Origin of the sequence: Sphingomonas sp. BK481 (assembly GCF_014194875.1) — a bacterium.
In the GTDB taxonomy this organism is placed as follows: Bacteria; Pseudomonadota; Alphaproteobacteria; order Sphingomonadales; family Sphingomonadaceae; genus Sphingomonas; species Sphingomonas aerolata.
This window is the reverse complement of the sequence record NZ_JACIAP010000011.1, coordinates 29,513-49,654: the sequence shown is the minus strand read 5'-3', so window position 1 is coordinate 49,654 and position 20,142 is coordinate 29,513. Positions and strand designations below refer to the sequence as shown.

Genomic DNA, 20,142 nt, shown 5'->3' with positions numbered 1-20,142 from the left:
CGCCCGGCCCGCCGTTACGACGCCGATCGCGTCGCCGTCGCCGGCATCCGGACCCGCAGCGTCGCGGCCGCGCCGAGCACCATCAGCGCACCCGACACATACAGGATGTTGCGCGGGTCGCCGCCAAGCAGCGACTGGTAGAAGAGCGGGACGGTCAGGCTCTCGATGATCATCGGGATGACGATGAACATGTTGAAGATGCCCATATAGACGCCGTTGCGTTCGGGCGGGATCATGTCGATCAGCATGACGTACGGATTGCCCATCATGCTCGCCCAGCCGATGCCGATGCCGAGCATCGCGACGAACAGCCCCGCCTCGTCGCGGATGCCGGGAATGGCGAGCATCGCGACGCCCGATGCGAGCAGGCAGGCGGCATGCGCCGTCTTTGCGCCGAAGCGGCGGGCGACGGGCACCAGCGCGATCGCCGCGACGAATGCGACCGCATTGTAGAAGGCGCCGAGCTGACCGACGGTCAGCACGGTGTCGCGGAACGCCACGCTCTTCGCATCGGCCGTGCCGTGCAGCGAGCGCGCGACCGCGAAGGTGATGAACTGCCAATAGGCGAACATCGCATACCATTGGCACAGCATGGCGAGCGCGAGCTGGCGCATCGGCCGCGGCATCTCGACCAGTGCGGTCTTCAGGTCGCGCAGCGTGCCGCCGAGCGTGAGCGGTTCCTTCGCCAGCCGCGCCTTTTCCTCCTCGGGCAAGGGCAGCTCGGGCACGCGCAGGACCGACCAGAGGATCGTCGCGAGCGACAGTACCGCGCCGATCAAGAAGGCGATCCGCGTGATGTCGGGAATGCCGTTGCCGTCAACCGCATCCTTGTTGAAGCCGATCCAGACGAGCAGCGACGGCGCGAGATAGGACAAGGTCTGGGCGAGGCCGGTGAATGCGGACTGGGTCAGGAACCCCGCGGCGCGCTGATCATCGGGCAGCCGGTCGCCGACATAGGCGCGGTAGGGCTCCATCGTCACGTTGTTGGCGGCGTCGAGCACCCACAACAGGCTGGCCGCGACCCACAAAGTCGGGCTGTACGGCATGGCGAGCAGGCACAGGCTGCACAGCACCGCGCCGACGAGGAAATAGGGGGTCCGCCGCCCGATCCGGGTCGAGGTGCGGTCGCTCATCGCGCCGATGAGCGGCTGGATCAGCAGACCGGTCACCGGCCCTGCGAGCCAGAGCAGCGGCAGGCTCGCCTCGTCCGCGCCGAGATAGCCGTAGATCGGCGCCATGTTGGCCTGTTGCAGGCCGAACGAAAATTGCAGCCCGAGAAAGCCGAGATTCATCTCGATGAGGCGGATCAGCGACAGACGGGGTTTGGTCATCGACGCGCCCTTTGTGCGAGTGCCAGTGCGCCGAGCAAGCCGGCGCGGTCGCCAAGTCCCGGCGCGACGATGAGGGTGGCATAATCGTGGGTGCCGAAATAGCCGTTCGCCATCCGAGCGGCGTGGTCGCGAACCCGGTCGAGCAGCCCGGGGGTTCCCAGCACGCCGCCGCCGAGGACGATCCGCCGCGGCGACAGCAGCGCCTGCTGCGCGACGACCAGCTGGGCGAGGTAATAGGCGACGATGTCATGCGCGGGATGATCGGGGCCGAGCTCCGACAGCGACGCGCCCCAGCGCGCGGCGATCGCAGGTCCGCTCGCCAGTCCTTCGAGGCAGTCGCCGTGGAACGGGCAGGTGCCGGCGAAGTCGCGGTCGTCGGGATGCCGGCGGGGGAGGATATGGCCCATTTCGGGGTGGCGACTGCCATGCACCGGGCGTTCCTCGACCAGCGCACCGCCGCCGATGCCGGTACCTACGGTGACGTATACCGCGATGTCGGCGCCGGTGGCGGCGCCCCACAGGCTCTCGGCGAGGATCGCGCCGTTGACGTCGGTGTCGAACCCGACCGGGCAGTCGAGCGCGCGGGCGAACGGACCGACCAGGTCGGTGCCGCTCCAGCCGGGCTTGGGCGTGTCGACGATCCGGCCCCAGCCCGGTGAGGAGCGGTCGAGATCGACGGGGCCGAACGAGGCGATGCCGAGCGCGTCGACCGCGCCCCATTCGGCTTGCGCCGCGGTGAAGAATTCGAGCGCGGCGCCAAGCGTCTCGTCGGGCGTGGTGGTGGGGATGCGTGCGGTCCGGAGGACGGTGTCGGGATCACGCGCGACGCCGAGCACGAACTTGGTGCCCCCCGCCTCGATGCAGCCGAACAGCGGCGGGGCGGCGGTCATGCCGAGGGTCCTGCCCAAAGCACGCTCCAGGGACCGATCATGGCGTCGTCTCCGATGGGGGTATCCGCCACCCGGTCGTGCCAGCCGGCGAGATCGCCGACCTGGACCGCATGGGGCGAGAAATTGAGGAAGACGCGGTCGCTGCCACAGGCGATACCGAGCAGCGCGGACGTCGACGTGGCGATCGTCGCGGGCGCGCCGGCCCCGCCGCTGGCGATGCGCGCGGTGCGGAGCGCCCTGATGTCGCCGGAAATGCGAAGGGCGGCAACGCGGTCGAGCGCGTCCCAGTCCATCACCGGGCGGTGCAGCCAGCGCCCCTCATGCGCGCGATCGGGATCGTAGCGATAGCTGTGGTCGTTGAGCAGCCCGGCCTCGTCGCCCATATAGAGCGTGGCGAGACCGCCGCTGGCGATCGACAGCGCGTTGAGCAGCGCGATGCGGCGAAACGCATGCTCGCGCTCCTCATCGGTCCGCGCGGCCTCGAGCCCGGCGAGCGACGCCATGGTCCCGTTCGAGCCGTGCAGCACCGAACCGTCCGACTGGAACGGTTCGCCGCGCGCCCAGCTGCCCTCTGCGCCGTCGAGAAACTTCGCCGCTATGGTCAGCCGCGCGACGGGGTCCGGGTCGATCCCGGCAAGGTCGCCGATCACCGCGCCCCAGCCGATATCGTCGTGGCAGCGCGCATAGCTGAGCCAGTTCGCGCCGCGCGGCAGGCCGCCGCTCGCCGCGACGATCGCGTGGGGCAGCGCGGCTGACTGCTCGGCGAGCCCGACCCAGCCGGCGACCATCAGCGAGTTGTTGTAGACGAGATGGCATTCGGGCTCGAACCCGCCATCCCAGTCCGACCCCTCGTCCGCGCCGAAATAGGGCGGGACCAGCGCGGTCGGGACGATCGCCTCGGCCTTGAGCAGCGTCGCGGGGGCGACGATGTCGAGCGCGGCGCGCAGTGCGCGGACGATGTAATGCGCCTGCGGCCGGTTGCGGCAATCGGTGCCGAGCTGCTTCCAGAGAAACGCGATCGAATCGAGCCGGAACGCCTCGAACCCGTGATTGGCGAGCCGCAGCATCGTGTCGACGATCGCGAGCATGACCTCCGGGTTGGCCCAGTTCAGATCCCACTGGAACGGGTAGAAGGTTGTCCAGACCTGTCCGCCCATCGCCGGGACATGCGTGAAATTACCCGGTGCGGTGGTCGGGAAGACCTGCAGCAGGTTGGCTTCATAGGCCTGCGCCTCGTCGTCGCCGAGAACGTGGTAGAAGGCGCGATAATGCGGATCGCCGTCGCGTGCCGCCTGCGCCCAGGCATGATCGTCGGCGGTATGGTTGAGCGCGAGATCGACGCACAGGCTGATCCGCCCCTCGCGCAGCCGTGCGGCGAGCCGCTCGACATCGGCCATCGTCCCCAGTCGTGGCTCGACCGACAGATAGTCGGCAACCGCGAAGCCGCCATCGCTGTCGCCTTCGCGCGCCTTCAGCAACGCGAGCAGGTGGAGATAGCGGACACCGAGCGATTCGAGATGGTCGACATGCCCGATCAGACCCTCGACCGTCCCGGCGAACCGGTCGACATAGGTCGAATAGCCGAGCATGTCGGGCGCGACGAACCAGTCGGGGTCGGCGAGCCGCGCCTCGTCGAGGGCAGCCATCGCGGCGGGGCGTTCGGCGGCCCGCTCGCGCAGGATCGCCTCGAGCCGTGGCCAGATCGCCAGCCCGGTACTGCCATACAGGCGTTCGAGCTGGCGGCGCAGGCGGGGCCCGAGCGCCGCGAGGCGACGCTCGGTGGGGGAGGATACGCGCACCTGGGTCAGCCGATCAGAAGCCGAAGCGGACGGCGGCGGAGATCGTGCGACCGGTGATCGACCGGGCGCGGACGATGCCGTTGGTCGGGATCGCACCCTCCTCGGCCTCGGTGATGCCCTTCACGTCGAACAGGTTGTTGCCGTTCACCGACAGCGTCACATTGTCCGCCGGGCGGATCGAGACGAAGGCGTTGACCTGCGTATAGCCCGGCATCTTGAGGACATTGTTGTCCTGCGCATAGCTGTCAGTGGTGCCGATCACGTTCGCGCCGATTGTCACGCGGTCGAAATCGACCTGTGGCGTCGCCTGATAGATGAACTTGGCCTGGCGACGCGGACGGTTGCCCTCGACCCCGGGGTTGAGCACGTCGCGGGTGATCTCGGCATCCGTATAGGTGCCGCCGGCCGAGAGCGAGAAGGGTCCGCGTGCGATCCGGCCCTCGATCTCGACGCCCTTGGCGTCATATTCGCGGTTGAAGAAGCGCTGCGTCGTCGCCTCGAAATTCTGTTCCTCGGTGCGCGCCCAGAAGCCGGTGGCGTAGAGCGAGACGCCGCCCTGGCGGAACTTGAACCCGCCCTCGAGCTGGCGGACGAAATCGACCGCTGCGCCCTGGTCGGTCAGCCCGCCCGTCGCGGTGTTGATCGAGGGGCCGAACAACAGGCGATCGGCGTTGGCACGGCCGCCGCGGCTGTAGCGACCGAACAGCGCGGTGCTGTCGGTCAGGCGGAAGTTCACGCCACCCGAATAGGACAGGTAGTCATAGTTGTAGTCGAGCGGCGAGCGGGCGTTGGGGATCACCGCGACCTGACGCTCGGCGGCCGAGATCACGCCGTCGCCGTTGATGTCGAACGTCGTGATGCCGCTGCCGAACGCGGCGCCGAGATCGGAGCCGGCGACGCTGCCGCGCGCGCGACCGAAATCATAGCGCAGCGACCCGTCGATGTTGAATCGGCCGAGCTCGAGCCCGAGCTGCGCGAACGGTGCGTAGGTCGTGTAGTCGAGATCATAGGAGCGGCGGCAGCAATTGCCGAAGAAGCTCGCCGAATAGCCGGGGACGCCGTTCTGCGTGACGGGCACGCCCGCCGCGGTGCGGACGTCGACGAGTTCCGAGCGGCCATTGTCCGCGACGGTCTGGACGGACGAGGTCCACAGCCAGTCGCTCTTGATGTCCTGCCGCGAGGCATAGAAGCCGCCGGTGACCGCGAGCGACCCGCCGGCGAACGGCAGCGAACCGTTCAGGCGGATGTCGTTGGTGATGTTGTTGAGGCTCTTCAGGTCGACATCGAACAGGACGATGTTGGCGAGCAGGCCGTTGCCGTTGAGCGAGGCGGGGTCGCCGATGCGCTGACCCGCCTGCGCGCCGCTGGCGTAGAACAGCTGTGCGCCCGCGCCGCCGATGCCGTTGGCGATCGACTGCGCCGAATCGACGCTGGCGGGGAAGGGCGAGGTGAAGCCGCCCGAAATGTCGGCGTAGCGGAACCGCTCGACGATGTTCCAGTCGTCCGCGAGCGGGATCTGCGTCTCGAGGCCCGCCGAATAGACGACCGGGTGCTGGCCGTCACGGATCGAGCGCGTGGTCAGCCGGTTGTTGCCGTCGAGCGTCTGCGCGGTACGGATGTTGGCGCTGTGCAGCGTGCCGTTGTTGATCGAGAAATTGGCGATGCTGCTGTAGTCGGGGTCGCTGTTGCTGCCCGTGACGCGCACCGGGTTGGGGAGATAGCCGATCGCGCGGTCGTCGAGATACTTGCCGTACAGCCGGACATAGCCGCCATTGCCGAACGACTTGGTGATGTTCGCCTTGAGCTGGCCGCCCTTGACGCCGTCGAAGCCGACTTCACGCTGGCCGTCACCGATCCGGTAGAAGCCACCGACATGATAGGTGACGCTGTCCGAGAGCTTGCCGCCCTGGTCGAAGTCGACGCGGAATTCGCGGTAGTCGAGCCCGCTCGACAGCTGGAAGGCGCCGCCTTCCTGCTCGCCGGTCTTCGAGATGAAGTTGATCACGCCGCCGGGCGAGTTGGACGCGAAGGTCGAGGCGGAGCCGCCGCGGACCGACTCGACCGTGCGGACGTTGAAATCGGCGCGCAGGAAGATGTCGGCATTGCCGAAGGTGATGTCGCCGAACTCGAGGATCGGCAGGCCGTCTTCCTGGAGCTGGAGGAACTTCGAGCCGCCCGACGCGACCGGCAGGCCGCGGACCGAGATGTTCGCGTTGCCGTCACCGCCCGAGGCCTCGACGCGGATGCCGGGCAGGTTGCGCAGCAGCTCGCCCGAGGTGCGCGGCGCGAGCTGGATCAGCGCGTCGGAGCCGATCGAGCTGGTTGTGATCGAGGTGTTGAGGCGGTTGGTGCCGCGCGCGACCGCAGTGACGACGATGTCGTCCTGGCCGTCGATCGGCGCCGGCGTCGCGGCGGTGTCGGCGGGCTGCTCGCCCGGCGCGGGTGCGGTCTGAACGGGCACGTCCTGGACGGGCGTGGTCTGCGCTGCGGCCACCGTCGCGAAGGACGTGGCGGCGATTCCGGCGAGCAAAATGTAACGTGCTTTCATGATATCCTCCCTGCGCGGTGGCTTTCTATGAAGCCCAGAATCGCCTCATACGCTTTTCGCAATCGATTGCAAGACTTGTCATGCAATCGATTGTGAAGCGTTGAATTCAGCGCAGGCGGAGAGGTTCAGGCGGACTGGCGCTCGATCAGGACGGGGGTGACGATCGCGGATCCGGTCGCATGGCCCGCGATCCGCTGCATCAGGCGATCGACCATCAGCGCGGCGCCCTCGGCGAGATCCTGGCGGATGGTCGTGAGCGCGGGCGAGGTGTGCGCGGCCAGCGTGACGTCGTCATAGCCGATCACCGCGGTGGTGGCGGGGACGTCGATCCCGGCTTCGGCAAGCGCACGCAGCACGCTCATTGCGGCGACGTCGGACGCGGCGAAGATGCCATCGGGCGGCGGCGCGGCGGCGAGTCGCTGCGCCATCGCCGCGTGCACGGCCTCCGGGGTCATCGACGTTTCGAGCAGCTCGCAGGCGAGCCCCGCCTCCGCAGCGGCCGCGGCGAACCCGGCGTGGCGATCGGCGAATTCGGGCGGGGCGGGGTCGCCGACGAACATCAGACGGGACCGGCCCTGGTCGATCATGCGGCGGCCCGCGAGACGTCCGCCCGCGACATTGTCCGAGCCGATCGTCAGATGGTTCTGGTCCGCCCGGTACGCGCCCCACACGACCAGCGGCGCATAGCGGTGCGACACGCGTTCGATCACCGCCCCCTGGTCGGACTGGCCGACGAGGAGCAGGCCGTCGATGCGGCCGCTGTCGACCAGCCGGTCGAGCCAGTCGTCGCCGTCGGGGATGACCCGCGACAACAGGATGTCATAGCCGCGCTCGACCAGCAGATCGGCGAGCAGCCCGAGCAGGGTCAGGAAGAACGGATCGGTGAGATGTTGCGTGCGGGCATGGCCGAGTGGCAGGACCAGCCCGATCGCGCCGGTGCTCTTCAGCCGCAGGTTGCGCGCGAGCTGGTTGGGACGGACGTCATGTTCCTGCGCCAGCGCCTGGATGCGTGCGCGGGTCTGCGCATTGACGGACGAATGCCCGGCCAAAGCGCGTGACACGGTTGCAGTCGAAACGCCGGCGAGCACGGCCAGATCGGCGAGCTTCATTGCGATAGGATATCCTCATCGTCACGGGTGATCGCCCGGTCGTACCGTCAGCCGCGCCAAGCCGCAATTGCGCGCGGCCGAAGCGCAGGGGTCACGACGTGCGGGGGCTAAAACAGAAAACGTTTTCTGTTGCGTCCTGCACCTGCTGTCGGTAGGAGCGGGATACGCAAAGAGACAGAGCTGTGTGCCGCCCCGCCATCCGGTGAAGTCGGGGCGGTGGCGGCGTTCGCTCGTGCCCGCGGCTCCGGGGAGTCGTCACCGTCCACGCCAGCCCGAGAGACGCAATTGAGCATCGATCTTACCATTCAGAGCCATGGCGCGCGTCTGGCGGCCATCGGCGGCGTGCCGCTGGCGTTCCTGGCTTATGCGGCCTTCGCGTTCAGCGACGCGTCGGTACGGCTGCTCGAAGGCGCGTTCAGCCCGTTCCAGGTGACGTTCACCGGTGCGCTGCTCGGCCTGGTCGCCTTGCCCTTCGTGCGCACGCCGGGCGATCGTCTGCTTGACGTGTTCAGCGCGACGCGACGCTCGCTATGGCTGGCGCGCGCGATCGGATCGTCGATCAGCGGCCTGTCGAGCGTCGTCGCCTTCACGCGCCTGCCGATGCCCGAGGCGTTCGCGCTGATCTTCCTGATGCCGATGCTGGTGACGTTGCTGTCGATGCTGTTCCTGAAGGAACAGGTCGGCGCCTGGCGCTGGGCGGCGGTGGCGATCGGGTTCGTCGGCGTGCTGATGGTGCTGCGTCCCGGACTGCGCGCCTTCGATCTGGGCCATGGCGCGGCGATGCTATGCGCGCTTTCGAGCGCGATCGTCATCGTGCTGTTTCGCGCCGGTGGTGCGGGCGAGAAGCGCGTGTCGATGCTCGGCGCGGGGCTGATCGGACCGCTGGTAATCAACGGCGCGGCGTTGCTGTGGCTGCAGGCGTTCCGCTGGCCGGACGGGGCCGAGATGGTCCTGCTTGCCGGCTACGGCCTGCTCGCAATCCTCGGCCAGGCGCTGCTGATGCTGGCGGCGCAACGCGTCGCGGTCAGCCGGATCGCGCCGCCGCAATATAGCCAGATGATCTGGGCGGTCGCGCTCAGCTACACCGTGTTTCACCAGAGCGTCGACCTGCCGACCTTCGCCGGCATCGCCGTCATCATCGGCGCCGGCCTGCTGACCTGGGCGCGCGAGCAGATCCGCCTGCCGTCCTGGCGTCGCCGCTTCGCGCTGCGCCCCCGCTGAACATCCTTTCGACAACCACGGAGTCCTCCACGTTTTGACAGATCACAGCATCGCCCTATCCCTGACGCGGCGCAGCCTGACGGCGCGCAACGAGCCGAGAATTCCCGAACCCTATGCCAATGGCGACCGGGTGCTGCGCACCGCAGCGTTCGTCGCCGCGGTGTGCGGCGCGCTCTATGGCTATGACACGGGGATCATATCGGGGGCGCTGCTGTCGATCACCGACGAGTTCGGGCTGGATCACCGCATGCAGGAGATCGTCACCGCGGCGATCCTGGCGGGCGCGGTGATCGGTGCGCTGGCGACGAGCTGGCTGTCCGAACGGATCGGCCGCAAGCTGTCGGTGATGGGGGTGAGCGCGCTGTTCACGCTGGGCGCGATCGCCTGCGCCATGGCGCCGAGCGTCGGCGCGCTGATCACCGCGCGGGTGTTCCTGGGCATGGCGGTCGGCGGATCGACGCAGGTCGTGCCGATGTACATCTCCGAACTCGCGCCGCAGCATCGTCGCGGCAATCTGGTGACGATGTTCAACGTCGCGATCGGCGTCGGCATCCTGCTCGCCAGCATCGTCGGGTTCGGTCTGCACGACGTCTGGAGCTGGCGGACGATGGTCGCGGTCGCCGCGATCCCCGCTGCGATCGTCTTCGTCGCGATGGCGTTCATGCCGCGCAGCCCGCGCTGGGCCGCGGAGAATATCGGCATCCACGCCGCGATCGACGTGCTGCGCCGCGTGCGGACCACACGCCGCGAGATCCGCCACGAAGTCACCCAGATCCGCGATGCGACGACCGACGCGGATCCGGCCGATAGCAGCTGGCGCGGCATTCGTCAGGCCTGGGCGCGGCCTGCGCTGATCGCGGCGCTGGGGGTCGCGTTCTTCACCCAGTGCGGCGGGCTGGAGATGATGATCTACTATGCGCCGACCTTCCTGTCGGCGGTGGGGTTCGGCAAGGAGTCGGCGCTGCTCGCCAGCCTCGGCGTCGCGATCGTCTATGCGGTGATGACGCTGCTCGGCTGTCTGTTCGTCGACCGGATCGGGCGACGGCGGCTGATGCTGGTGATGATCCCGGGATCGGTCGTCAGCCTGATCGGGCTTGGCATTATGTTCGCCAGCGGCGCGCATGGCGGGTGGCAGGGCTGGCTGACGATCGGCTTCCTGCTGGCGTTCATGCTCTTCAATTCGGGCGGCATCCAGGTGTGCGGCTGGCTGCTCGGCGCGGAGATGTTCCCGCTGGCGATGCGCGGCCCCGCGACCGCGCTGCACGCGGCGATGCTGTGGGGCAGCAACCTGATCGTCACGGGGACCGCGCTGTCGCTGGTCCATGCGATCGGGCTGGGCTCGACGATGTGGGTCTATGCCGGGGTCAATCTGGCGTCGTTCGTGTTCGTGCTGTTCTTCGTGCCCGAGACGGCGGGCGCAAGCCTCGAGGATATCGAGACCGCGCTGCGCAACGGTCGGTTCCGCCCGACGCGCGGCCACACCGCGATCGCCGCCGCCGCCTGACCTGAAGCTCAGGCGGGGCTGACGATCGTCCCGTTAAAGACGAGCCGGACGGCGTCGCCCCCCGCACCGGTCATGCGTTCGACGAGCAGCGCCAGCGCGGCATGCGCCATCTCGTCGACCGGCTGCTCGACGATGATCGGTGCGGCGTCGAGCAGGCGCAACCAGGCGGCGTCGTCGAACCCTGCGAGCCGAACGGGCGATGCCGGCGGATCGGGTCGGGCGCGCAACACGACCGCCGCCTCGAGCATCAGGAACGTGTCGCCGACCAGCACCGCGTCGCAGGCGGTGTCGGCGAGCGCGGTCCGCACGCAGGCCGCGCGCGCTGCGGGGTCGTGCGGGACGTCGATGATCTGGGCTGGAAGCGCGTGGCGGTCGAGCGCGGCGGCATAGCCGCGACGGCGGTCGACCGCAGTGCTGCCGCGTTCGCCGAACAGGCCGGTGATCCGCCGACAGCCCGATGCGTGCAGCGCGTCGACAAGCGCACCCGCCGCGCCGGCATTGTCGAGCCGGACGCTGTCGACCTGCGGCGCTCCCTCGACGCGATCGACCAGCACGAGCGGCGTCGCGGTGTCGGGCACGCCGCCCGCGCGCGTCGGGGCGAGGATGATGCCCGATACGCGCTCGTCCTCGAGCAATTGCAGGTAATGGCGTTCGCGCGCGGGATCCTCACCGCTGTTGCACAGGATGACGCGCAGTCCCTCGCGCCAGGCATAGCCCTCGACCGCCTGGACGAAGGCGACGAAGAAGGGGTTGCCGATATCGGGCACGATCAGACCGATCACGCTCGCGCGCGTCGAGCGCAGCCGCCGCGCCGCCAGATTGGGGCGATAATCGAGCGCGGCGAGCGCATCGTCGACCCGGCTGCGATAGGCGGGGCGGACGGGCTTGCCCGACAGGACGCGCGACACCGTCGCGATCGAGACGCCTGCGCGTGCAGCGATGTCCTTCAGTCCGATCGTCACGTAACTCAGCCCTTTTCCCCGCCGACCTCTAGGCGGCGGCGGGTGTTTGTCCACCGTGATGGCACGGTGGTGCGTTTGACCGCGGCGAATGGCGAGTCCATGTTTCGCAAATGAACCGACCCCTGTTCCGCCGCCGCGACGCGCTTGCCGGCATCGCGGCCACGCTCGCCGCCGCACCCGTCTCCGCACAGACTGCCGGCCGCTCGTCGACATCCGCCGACGCGGCGGCTCTTCTCGACCGGCTCGCGTGGCAGCTGCTGACGCTCGATCCCGGCAAGGCGACCGGGCTCGGCCTCGACACCGGCGCGCATGCGGCGTTGCGGGGGCAGCTCGACGACCGGTCGCCCGCGGGCATCGCGGCGCGGCGACGCGTCCTGACCGACGGGCAGGCTGCGCTCGGCCGGTTGCCGCGCGACGGGATCGACCAGGCGACGCTGACCAGCATCGCCGTGACGCAGAGCGCGTTCCAGACCGCGCTGGACGGGATGGCGTTGCCTTACGGCGTCGCGACGATCGGCGACTGGCGCAACACGCCCTATGCCGTCATCCAGAATGTCGGCGCGTGGCTCGACGTGCCGCAGCTGCTCGACGGCGATCAGCCGCTGCGCACTGCGGCGGATGCCGAGGCCTATCTCGCGCGCGTGGCGGCGATGGCGAAACAGCTCGACGACGAGACGGGCAGGGTGCGCACCGCGCGCGAGCAGGGCCTGGTCCCGCCCGGCTTCCTGCTCGACAAGACGCTGGTCGGGATGCGGCGTACGCTGGCCGAGGCGGCGGCGGTCGACGGTCCGCTGATCGGGCCGCTCTCGCGCAAGACGCAGGCGATCCCCGGCGACTGGACCCGGCGTGCGACACAGATCGTGCGCGATGCGGTCATCCCCGCGCTCGAGCGGCAGATCGCGGAACTCACCGCGCAGCGCGCGGTCGCAACCGACGTCGCCGGGCTGGGATCGCGCCCGCATGGCGCGGCCTGGTATGGCTGGGGGCTGCGCGCGGGGACGACGACGCGACGGAGCCCGGCGGAGATCCACGCGCTGGGGCGTGCACAGCTCGTCGAGCTGCAGGCGCAGATGGACAGGATCCTCAAGGGATTCGGGCTGGCCAAGGGGACGGTGGCGGAGCGCGCGGCCGAATTGCAGCGTCGGCCGGAGATCGCCTTTCCCAACGACGATGCCGGCAGGCAGCAGATCGTCGCCTATATGCAGGGGCGGATCGACGCGATCCGCCCGCGCCTGCCAAAGGCGTTCCGCACGCTGGTGACCGCCAGGCTCGAGATCCGGCGGATGCCGCTCGCGCAGGAGGCAGGGGCGCCCGCCGCCTATGGCGGGCCGGGCGCGCTCGACGGATCGATCCCGGGCAAGATCTGGGTCAATCTGGGCGATCCCACGATCCACAACCGCGTCACGATCCCCGACCTGGTGTTCCACGAGGGCATTCCCGGGCATGTCTGGCAGGGGGAATATGCGCAGCAGCTGCCGCTGATCCGATCGGTGCTGGCGTTCAATGCCTATACCGAGGGCTGGGCGCTCTACGCCGAACAGCTTGCCGACGAGCTTGGCCTGTACGACGGCGATGCGGCGGGTCGGCTCGGCTATTTCATGGGGCTGTCGTGGCGCGCGGTGCGGCTGGTGGTCGATACCGGGATCCATGCGATGGGCTGGACGCGCGAACAGGCGTTGCGCGAATTCGTCGCCGCGACCGGACTGCCGATGAGCAACGCGGTGAGCGAGGTCGAGCGCTACTGCGCCTGGCCGGGTCAGGCCTGTGGCTACAAGATCGGCCAGACCGAGATCGTCGCGCAGCGGACGCGCGCCAAGGCCGAATTCGGTACGCGATTCGACGTGCGCGACTTCAACCAGGCGGTGCTGGCCGGCGGCAACGTCCCGCTCGACGTGCTGACCGGCAACGTCACGCGGTACATCGCCGCAAGCAGGGGCTAGTCGCGCCCCACGCTTACGGTCCGATATCGATGTCGCGGGCCTCGGCACGCCGCGCCGCCGATCGCTCGAACCCGAGCTGTTCGGCGACCGGATCGTTCCAGCCATAGGGATCGGTACGGAAGGCAACCTTGCCGGCGTCGCCGACATAGACATTCTCGTACAGCAGCCGCACCGGGATACGGCGCGGCAGCGGGACGAACTGCATCTCGCCCGACGCCTGCGCGGTCTGCCATGCCTCGGTGACGCCCTGGTCGTCGGCGAGCATCTGCGCGAAGCCGATCGCATCCTCGACGCGGACGCAGCCATGGCTCAGATGCCGCTGGCTGCGGTCAAACAGCCCAGGTGCGGACGTGTCGTGCAGATAGATCGCCTGGTCGTTCGCCATGTCGAACTTGACGAGGCCGAGCGCATTGCTCGGGCCGGGCTGCTGGACAATCCAGCCGTCGCGCAGGACCATGTTGTGCTCCTGCAGATAGGCATCGTCGACATTGGCCATCTCGCCGTTCTGGATCGACTTGGGCACCGTCCAGGTCGGATTGGCGACGAGGCGGTAGATGGGCGACGACAAGGCCGGTGTCTCGCGGCCGGGCTCGCCGACGATCACCTTGCGCTGATCGACGAGCACGCCGTCGCGGTAATAGCGCAGTTGCGAGGCGGCGGTGTTGACGTCGATCCGCGTCGCCGGGGGCGTCCGCTCGAGCCAGCGCCGCCGCTCCAGCGCCACCGCGAGCGCGCGCGCGCGGTCGCCGGGTCCGAGATTGAGGACCTTGAGCGTCTCGGGCCCGACGATCCCGTCCGCGGCGATGCCGTAATCGGTCTGCAGCCCCTTCATCGCGTCGGCGATCGCCTGCGTGTAGATCGGGGCAGTGGACGGGGAGGCCGGCTGTAGACCTGCAATGGTCGATGCGGATTGCGCCAGCGTCGGGGCGGCGACGGGGCCGGGCGTCAGGAGATAGCCGCTCTCGACCAGCTGTTCCACGATCGTCGCGACGCGCGGATCGCGGGTGCCGACGCGGATCAGCGCGGCAGCGCCCGTCTGGGAGGTCGGCTCCAGCGGTGCCGGGCCGGCTGGTGCGTTGAGCGCCTTCTCGCTGAAGACGCGATAGGCATCGGAGAGCAGGCGATAGTCGGCATCCTGCGGCGCGAGGCTTTCGAGCCAGTCGTCGACCTTGTGTCGCGCGATTGCGGCGACCAGCCCGGTGGCGAGATCGACGCTCGGTCGCGGCAGGGTATAGACCTGATGCAGCGTCGCCGGATCGACGCGGCCCCTTGCCAGCGCACCGGCATAGGCGAGCGCGACGCGTGTGCGGGCGACGTCGATATCCGCCGGGGCCGCGTCGGCGGGCAGGTCAGGCAGGAAGGCAACGTGATCGAGGCCATGGCGGCTGCGGTCGCCGAGCGCAGTGTTGAGCGCCGCGACGTCTGCATCCGACCAGACCGCACGCCACTTCCCCTTGGTGTAGACCGCGCGGACGGTCGCGTCCGTCACCGCCTGCCGGCTGATGACGACGCCGCCGATCGCAGCGGGGGCAGCACTCGGCTTGGCAGGAGGCGCGGCGCGTCTCGGCGCAGTCTGGGCGGGCTGGGCACCGGCGGCGCCGTTCGTCAGGAGGAGTGCAAGCGGCATCGCGCCGGACGCGAGCCGGGCTCGCAGGGTCGTCACTATCATCCCTGTTGAACGTACCAGTCGCCGCATCGGCTCAGATCGAGGGCGAAATTCCCGCGAACCATGCCGCATAGGGGGTGTTGGCGGCCATGTGGCGGTTATAGTCGGGCGACCCGTCATGCCACCAGACCGGGCCGCGTTCGCCGAGCCCATGCTTGGCCGCATCGACGTCGGCACGTGCAGCGGCGACCGCGTCGGTATCGTCCCGACGTCGGGCCACGCCGACCGCGCGTCGCGCCGCCATCAGCGCCCGCACCAACTCGGCACGATCGGCTTCGGGCAGCGACGGATCCGCGCACCGCCACAATCGGCCGCGGACGACGAAATAGCGGCCGTCGGGGGTCGTCGGATAGGCCTTGGGGGGCGTGCTGCCGGCCATGCCGCGCTCAGAGCATCTCGAGCGGTTGTGGTGACCGCGGGCGGGGAAACGCCGTGTCGAGCGCGGCAAGATCGTCGGCAGACAGCACGAGATCGGCGGCCGCCCGGTTTTCGCGGACATGCGCCACGCTCGCGGCCTTCGGGATCGCAATCGTCGCGGGACGTTGCAGCACCCAGGCGAGCGCGACCTGCGCGGGCGTCCTACCCATGTCGCGCGCGATCCGGGTCAGCGCCGGATCGGCGAGGAGCCGGCCCTGTTCGACCGGACTATAGGCCATGACGGGAATGTCGTGACGGTCGAGCCAGGGGAGGAGGTCATGCTCGGGACCACGCCGCGTCAGGTTGTACAGGATCTGGTCGGTCGCGCAGCCCTGTCCGCCCGCCGCATCGAGCTCGGCCATGTCCTGCGTATCGAGATTGCTGACACCCCAGTGCCGGATCTTGCCCGCCGCCTTGAGCCGTTCCATCGCCTCGACCGTCTCGGCCAGCGGCACTGACCCGCGCCAGTGCAACAGATACAGGTCCAGCCGGTCGGTCCTCAGCCGCGCAAGGCTCGCCTCGCACGCGGCGGTGAGGCGGTCGCGCGAGGCGTTCTGGGGATAGGCCTTGCTGACGAGGAACAGCGTGTCGCGGACATCGTGGAGCGCATCACCGATCAGCGTCTCGGCGGCGCCGTCGCCGTACATCTCCGCCGTGTCGATCAGCGTCATCCCGCACTCGACGCCTGCGCGCAACGCAGCGGTTTCGGCCTCGCGACGATCGGCGCGCTCGCCCATCATCCAGCTTCCCTGGCCCAGGGCAGGCACCGTCTCGCCGCCCGGAAGAATCACCGATTTCATCGTCTGCCCCAATCGCTCTGGTCGTCAGGGGTCAACGCCGGTCGGACGCGCGGGATGCATGAAGCAGCGGATCAAACCGCGCATGTCATAATGGGTGTGATAATATGTGTCATAATGACGGGTCGGGCTTGCCGACCACTTCCCGCAAAAAGCGAGGAATTCCAAGGCTTAAAAATGGCTCCCTGAGTAGGATTCGAACCTACGGCCACTCGATTAACAGTCGAGAGCTCTACCGCTGAGCTATCAGGGAACGTTACCGGAGGCGGCTCTATAAACGGCCAGTTGGACGATGCAACCCGGTTTTTGTCGATTTCTGCAACAAATTGCGCCGGGGCCGGGGCTATGCTGCGAACTGTTCCATCGTGATGCGGTCGTCGAGCGCATGCTCGGGATCGAACAGCAGGGTGAGTTCACGCGCACGGTCCATGCAGATGTCGACCTGTGCCACGTCGCGGATCTCGCGCTGGTCGGCGACCGCGGAGACGGGGCGCTTGCCGGGGTCGAGCACGCGGATGCCGATCCGGGCCTTGTCGGGCAGGATCGCACCGCGCCAGCGCCGCGGACGGAAAGGGCTGATCGGCGTCAGCGCGACCATGCCCGAGCCAAGCGGCAGGATCGGGCCCTGCGCGGAGAGGTTGTAGGCGGTCGAGCCTGCCGGGGTCGCGACGAGGATGCCGTCACAGGCCAGTTCGGCGAGCACGACGCGGTCGTTGACCGTCACCTCGAGCTTGGCGGTCTGGCGCGTCTCGCGCAGCAGCGAGACCTCGTTGATCGCGGGGAGGGTGAGGGTGCGTCCGTCGATCCCGGTCGCGGTCATGCTCAGCGGCGTGACCTTGAACGGCTTGGCGCGGGAAAGCCGGTCTTCGAGCCCGTGATGCCGCCACTCGTTCATCAGGAACCCGACGGTACCAAGGTTCATCCCGAAGACCGGGACCGCGGGCTTGCGCCGTTCCAACATCGCATGGAGCGTCTGCAGCATGAACCCGTCACCGCCGAGCGCGATGACGACATCCGCTTCCTCGGGCTCGACCCAGTCGCCCAGATCGGCAAGCTGGGCGGCAGCGGCCTGCGCCGGCGGGGTGGCGGAGGCTACCAGCGCCCGGCGGACATAGTCGGTCACCCGCCGGTGACGCTCATGTGACGCGCGACCGCGGGACCTTCGCCCTCGCCGATGCGGAAGTCGTGCCGCTTGGGCTTGGCGTAGAGGCCAGCATCGATCGCCTCGTCGAGTCCGGCGATGCCGCCGTCGCGCAGCGCACCCTTCAGGTCGACCTGATCGTCATGGCCGAGGCAAAGGTACAGCTTGCCCTCGGTGGTGAGACGAACGCGGTTGCAGCCTTCGCAGAAATTGGCGGTGAGCGGCGAGATGAGCCCGAGCCGCGTACCGGTGCCGTCGACGTTCCAGTAGCGCGCCGGCCCGCCGGTCTTGTACGAATCGCGCTCGAGCCGGAACCGGGTCTCGAGGTCGCGGAAGACGCCGGTGAGCGGGAGGAAGCGATCGGTGCGATCCTCGTCGATCGCGCCGAGCGGCATTGTCTCGATCAGGGACAGGTCGAACCCCTCGTCACGGCACCAGGCGAGCATCGGTGCGATCTCGTCCTCGTTGAAGCCCTTGAGCGCGACCATGTTGATCTTGATCGCGAGGCCGGCATCGCGCGCCGCCATGATGCCGCCGATCACCTGCGCGACGTCGCCGTGCCGGGTGATGTAGCGGAACCGTTCGGGATCGCGGCTGTCCATGCTGACATTGACGCGGCGGATGCCCGCATCGACCATCGCCGGCGCATGTTCCGCCAGCCGCGTGCCATTGGTGGTCATCGTCAGCTCTTCGAGCCCGCGGCCGAGATTGCCACCCAGTCGCTTGACGAGATCGCCGACGTCGCGGCGAACGAGCGGCTCGCCGCCCGACAGGCGGATCTTGGTCACGCCGCGCGCGATGAACCGCTCGGCGATGATCGCGATCTCGTCGAGGCTCAGCAGCTTTGCGCGCGGCAGGAAGGTCATCGCCTCGGACATGCAGTAGCGGCACCGCAGATCGCACCGATCGGTGACCGAAATCCGCAGATATTTGATCGTCCGCTGATGCCGGTCGACCAGCGGACGATCGACGGTTGCGGAGTGGCTCGAAGGGGAGTGAGACGCCATAGCAACAGAGCTAGGTGGTGCAGTGTCGAGCGGCAAGTGCGTTCCAGGATTGGCGACGGGCGATGGGGTGGCTAGGTTGTCGGCGATGACACCGGCCACACTGGATACAAAGGACATGCTGAACAGAACGATGCTGTTCGCATGCTCGTTCCGTCACTTCGCGGAGATCGCTGATATTGCGGTGGCTTGCGGCTGGGATGCGGTGGTCACTGCGACCGCCAGCGGTATCGACCCGGCCTATGCCGAAAGCGGCGCGCCGGTCGTGCTGATCGATGCGCGCGGGGCGATCGCGCAGGGACTGGCGGCGGCGCAGACGATCGCCCCCCGGGTCGCCGAGGATGGCGGGGCGCTGCTGTTCGTCCTGTCGCGCCGCGACTGTACGGCGCTCGACCGGGTGTTCGAGCTGGGGGCGACGCATTTCCTGATCGATCCGGCGAGCGACGGCGAACTGATCCAGTCGCTGCGCTTCGCGGCGCGTCAGGTGACGCGCGCGCCAGGCCGGCCGGGCATCGTCGATCGCCGCGACGCGATGGCGGGCGCACGCTTCGGCCGCGATCCGAACCTGGCGCAGCAGTGGATCGCCGCGCGGATCGGCGACGGACAGCCGGTCTCCGTCGTGCTCGTCTCCCTGTCGCGGCTCGACATCGTCAATGCCGCGCATGGTCGGCCCGCGGTCGATTCGCTGATCGAGGTCGCGGTCGAGCGGGCGGAGGCGGTCGCGGCCGAGGCGATGGCGGGCGCCGCGCGCGTCGCGCGTCTCGGTGGCGCGGATCTCGCGCTTGTGGTCGGGGCCGGGGCCGCGGACATCGCCGCGCTGATCGCGGCGCTCGACGAGGCGCTGGCGCGGCCGTTCGCGGTCGCCAACGCGCTGGCGGTGCTCGGCTGCCGGTTCGGTGTCGCGAGCCACCAGCCGGGGGATCCGAGCGATCCGGCGGACGGCGCCGCGACGCTGATGCGTCGCGCGTTCGGTGCGCTCGCCAAGGCCAAGACCAGCGACGGCGCGATGCTGCAGATCGCATCGGCGGCGCACGACATGTCGCTCGATGCGCTGGCGATCGACCTGCATCACGCGATCGAGCTCGACGAGATCGACATCCGCTTCCAGCCGCAGGTCGAGATTGCGAGCGGGCGGATCACGGGCGTCGAGGCGCTCGCGCGCTGGGATCACCGCAAGCTCGGGCCGCTGGGCGCGGATGCGCTGTTCGCGGCCGCGGACCGCGCCGATCTGGGGATCGCGCTGTCCGACCATATCCAGCGGCTGGTCCTGGCGCGCGCGCTGGCATGGCCCGAGGCGCTGGCGACGCTGCGCGTGTCGCTCAACCTCACCGCGGCGGATATCGCGCGGCCCGGCTTTGCCACGCTGTTCCTCGCGCGGGTCGACGACAGCGGCTTTCCGCGCGGGCGCCTGACCGTGGAGATTACCGAGACCGGGCTGATCGCGGATCTGGCCAGCGCGTCGACGCTGCTCACCGAATTGCGCGGGGCGGGGTGCCGCGTCGCGATCGACGATTTCGGCACGGGCTATTCGAGCCTCGCCTATCTGAAGGACCTGCCGCTCGACTATGTGAAGATCGACAAGGCGCTGGTCCACGACATTGGCGGCAGCCCGCGCGACCGGGTGGTCGTCGCCGGCGCGATCACGATGGCGCGGTCGCTTGGCCTGTCGGTGATCGCCGAAGGGGTCGAGACTCGCGAGCAGCTCGAACTGCTCGCGGCGTGCGGGGCCAGCCTGTATCAGGGCTTCCTGCTGTCCGAGCCGGTTGGCGACGCGGCCTTGCTCGAACTGGTGACCCGGACATGAGCCGGGCAG

Annotated in this window: 15 protein-coding genes and 1 tRNA gene; 4 read left to right on the top strand and 12 right to left on the bottom strand. The window is 68.9% G+C overall.

Annotated features, from left to right (window positions below; genetic code table 11):
* Positions 1–14: 14 nt before the first annotated feature.
* From FHY04_RS17880 to FHY04_RS17860, 5 genes are all read right to left on the bottom strand, one after another.
* Positions 15–1,331 carry an MFS transporter gene (locus FHY04_RS17880; RefSeq protein WP_183937329.1) on the bottom strand — a complete coding sequence of 439 codons (1,317 nt, stop codon included), beginning with the start codon at positions 1,329–1,331 and terminating at the stop codon, positions 15–17.
* A complete protein-coding gene (locus tag FHY04_RS17875) occupies positions 1,328–2,221 on the bottom strand; it encodes an ROK family protein (protein ID WP_107934468.1) in 894 nt (297 codons plus the stop codon). Before FHY04_RS17875 ends, FHY04_RS17880 begins: the two co-directional genes overlap by 4 nt.
* The gene (locus FHY04_RS17870; protein WP_183937328.1) at positions 2,218–4,020 is read right to left on the bottom strand and encodes an alpha-amylase family glycosyl hydrolase; all 1,803 of its coding nucleotides are present in this window, start codon (positions 4,018–4,020) and stop codon (positions 2,218–2,220) included. The genes FHY04_RS17875 and FHY04_RS17870 overlap by 4 nt, the downstream gene beginning before the upstream one ends.
* Positions 4,021–4,033: 13 nt before the next feature.
* On the bottom strand, positions 4,034–6,568 hold the full coding sequence (locus tag FHY04_RS17865) for a TonB-dependent receptor domain-containing protein (protein ID WP_183937327.1): 2,535 nt from the start codon (positions 6,566–6,568) through the stop codon (positions 4,034–4,036).
* A 125-nt stretch (positions 6,569–6,693) separates the two neighbouring features.
* Positions 6,694–7,677: a LacI family DNA-binding transcriptional regulator gene (locus FHY04_RS17860; protein ID WP_183937326.1), complete on the bottom strand. Its 984-nt coding sequence runs from the start codon at positions 7,675–7,677 to the stop codon at positions 6,694–6,696.
* 285 nt (positions 7,678–7,962) lie between these two features.
* On the opposite strand from FHY04_RS17860, the gene FHY04_RS17855 reads away from it, so the two are divergent.
* On the top strand, positions 7,963–8,898 hold the full coding sequence (locus FHY04_RS17855; RefSeq protein ID WP_197975323.1) for a DMT family transporter: 936 nt from the start codon (positions 7,963–7,965) through the stop codon (positions 8,896–8,898).
* Between the two features lie 34 nt (positions 8,899–8,932).
* Positions 8,933–10,402, top strand: coding sequence for a sugar porter family MFS transporter (locus tag FHY04_RS17850; RefSeq protein WP_221211868.1), 1,470 nt, complete (start codon positions 8,933–8,935; stop codon positions 10,400–10,402).
* 8 nt (positions 10,403–10,410) lie between these two features.
* Here the strand turns inward: FHY04_RS17850 and FHY04_RS17845 are convergent, their stop codons facing one another.
* A complete protein-coding gene (locus FHY04_RS17845) occupies positions 10,411–11,364 on the bottom strand; it encodes a LacI family DNA-binding transcriptional regulator (RefSeq protein ID WP_183937325.1) in 954 nt (317 codons plus the stop codon).
* Between the two features lie 110 nt (positions 11,365–11,474).
* Between FHY04_RS17845 and FHY04_RS17840 the strand changes: the two genes are divergently transcribed.
* A complete protein-coding gene (locus FHY04_RS17840) occupies positions 11,475–13,304 on the top strand; it encodes a DUF885 family protein (protein ID WP_183937324.1) in 1,830 nt (609 codons plus the stop codon).
* Positions 13,305–13,317: 13 nt separating this feature from the next.
* Here FHY04_RS17840 and FHY04_RS17835 read toward each other — a convergent pair whose 3' ends face one another.
* The 6 genes from FHY04_RS17835 to moaA form a co-directional block, all read right to left on the bottom strand.
* A complete protein-coding gene (locus FHY04_RS17835) occupies positions 13,318–14,967 on the bottom strand; it encodes a L,D-transpeptidase family protein (RefSeq protein ID WP_311725459.1) in 1,650 nt (549 codons plus the stop codon).
* 37 nt (positions 14,968–15,004) lie between these two features.
* Positions 15,005–15,349: a hypothetical protein gene (locus tag FHY04_RS17830; protein WP_183937323.1), complete on the bottom strand. Its 345-nt coding sequence runs from the start codon at positions 15,347–15,349 to the stop codon at positions 15,005–15,007.
* A gap of 7 nt (positions 15,350–15,356) precedes the next feature.
* Positions 15,357–16,187, bottom strand: coding sequence for an aldo/keto reductase (locus FHY04_RS17825; protein ID WP_221211867.1), 831 nt, complete (start codon positions 16,185–16,187; stop codon positions 15,357–15,359).
* 175 nt (positions 16,188–16,362) lie between these two features.
* A tRNA-Asn gene (locus tag FHY04_RS17820) sits at positions 16,363–16,437 on the bottom strand.
* Between the two features lie 90 nt (positions 16,438–16,527).
* Positions 16,528–17,307 carry an NAD kinase gene (locus tag FHY04_RS17815; RefSeq protein WP_056405940.1) on the bottom strand — a complete coding sequence of 260 codons (780 nt, stop codon included), beginning with the start codon at positions 17,305–17,307 and terminating at the stop codon, positions 16,528–16,530.
* Positions 17,304–18,332 carry a GTP 3',8-cyclase MoaA gene (gene moaA, locus FHY04_RS17810; RefSeq protein ID WP_056678753.1) on the bottom strand — a complete coding sequence of 343 codons (1,029 nt, stop codon included), beginning with the start codon at positions 18,330–18,332 and terminating at the stop codon, positions 17,304–17,306. Before moaA ends, FHY04_RS17815 begins: the two co-directional genes overlap by 4 nt.
* Positions 18,333–18,447: 115 nt before the next feature.
* Between moaA and FHY04_RS17805 the strand changes: the two genes are divergently transcribed.
* Positions 18,448–20,133 (top strand): EAL domain-containing protein, encoded by a 1,686-nt coding sequence (locus tag FHY04_RS17805; RefSeq protein ID WP_260171609.1) that lies wholly within the window; start codon positions 18,448–18,450, stop codon positions 20,131–20,133.
* The last annotated feature ends 9 nt before the right edge of the window (positions 20,134–20,142 follow it).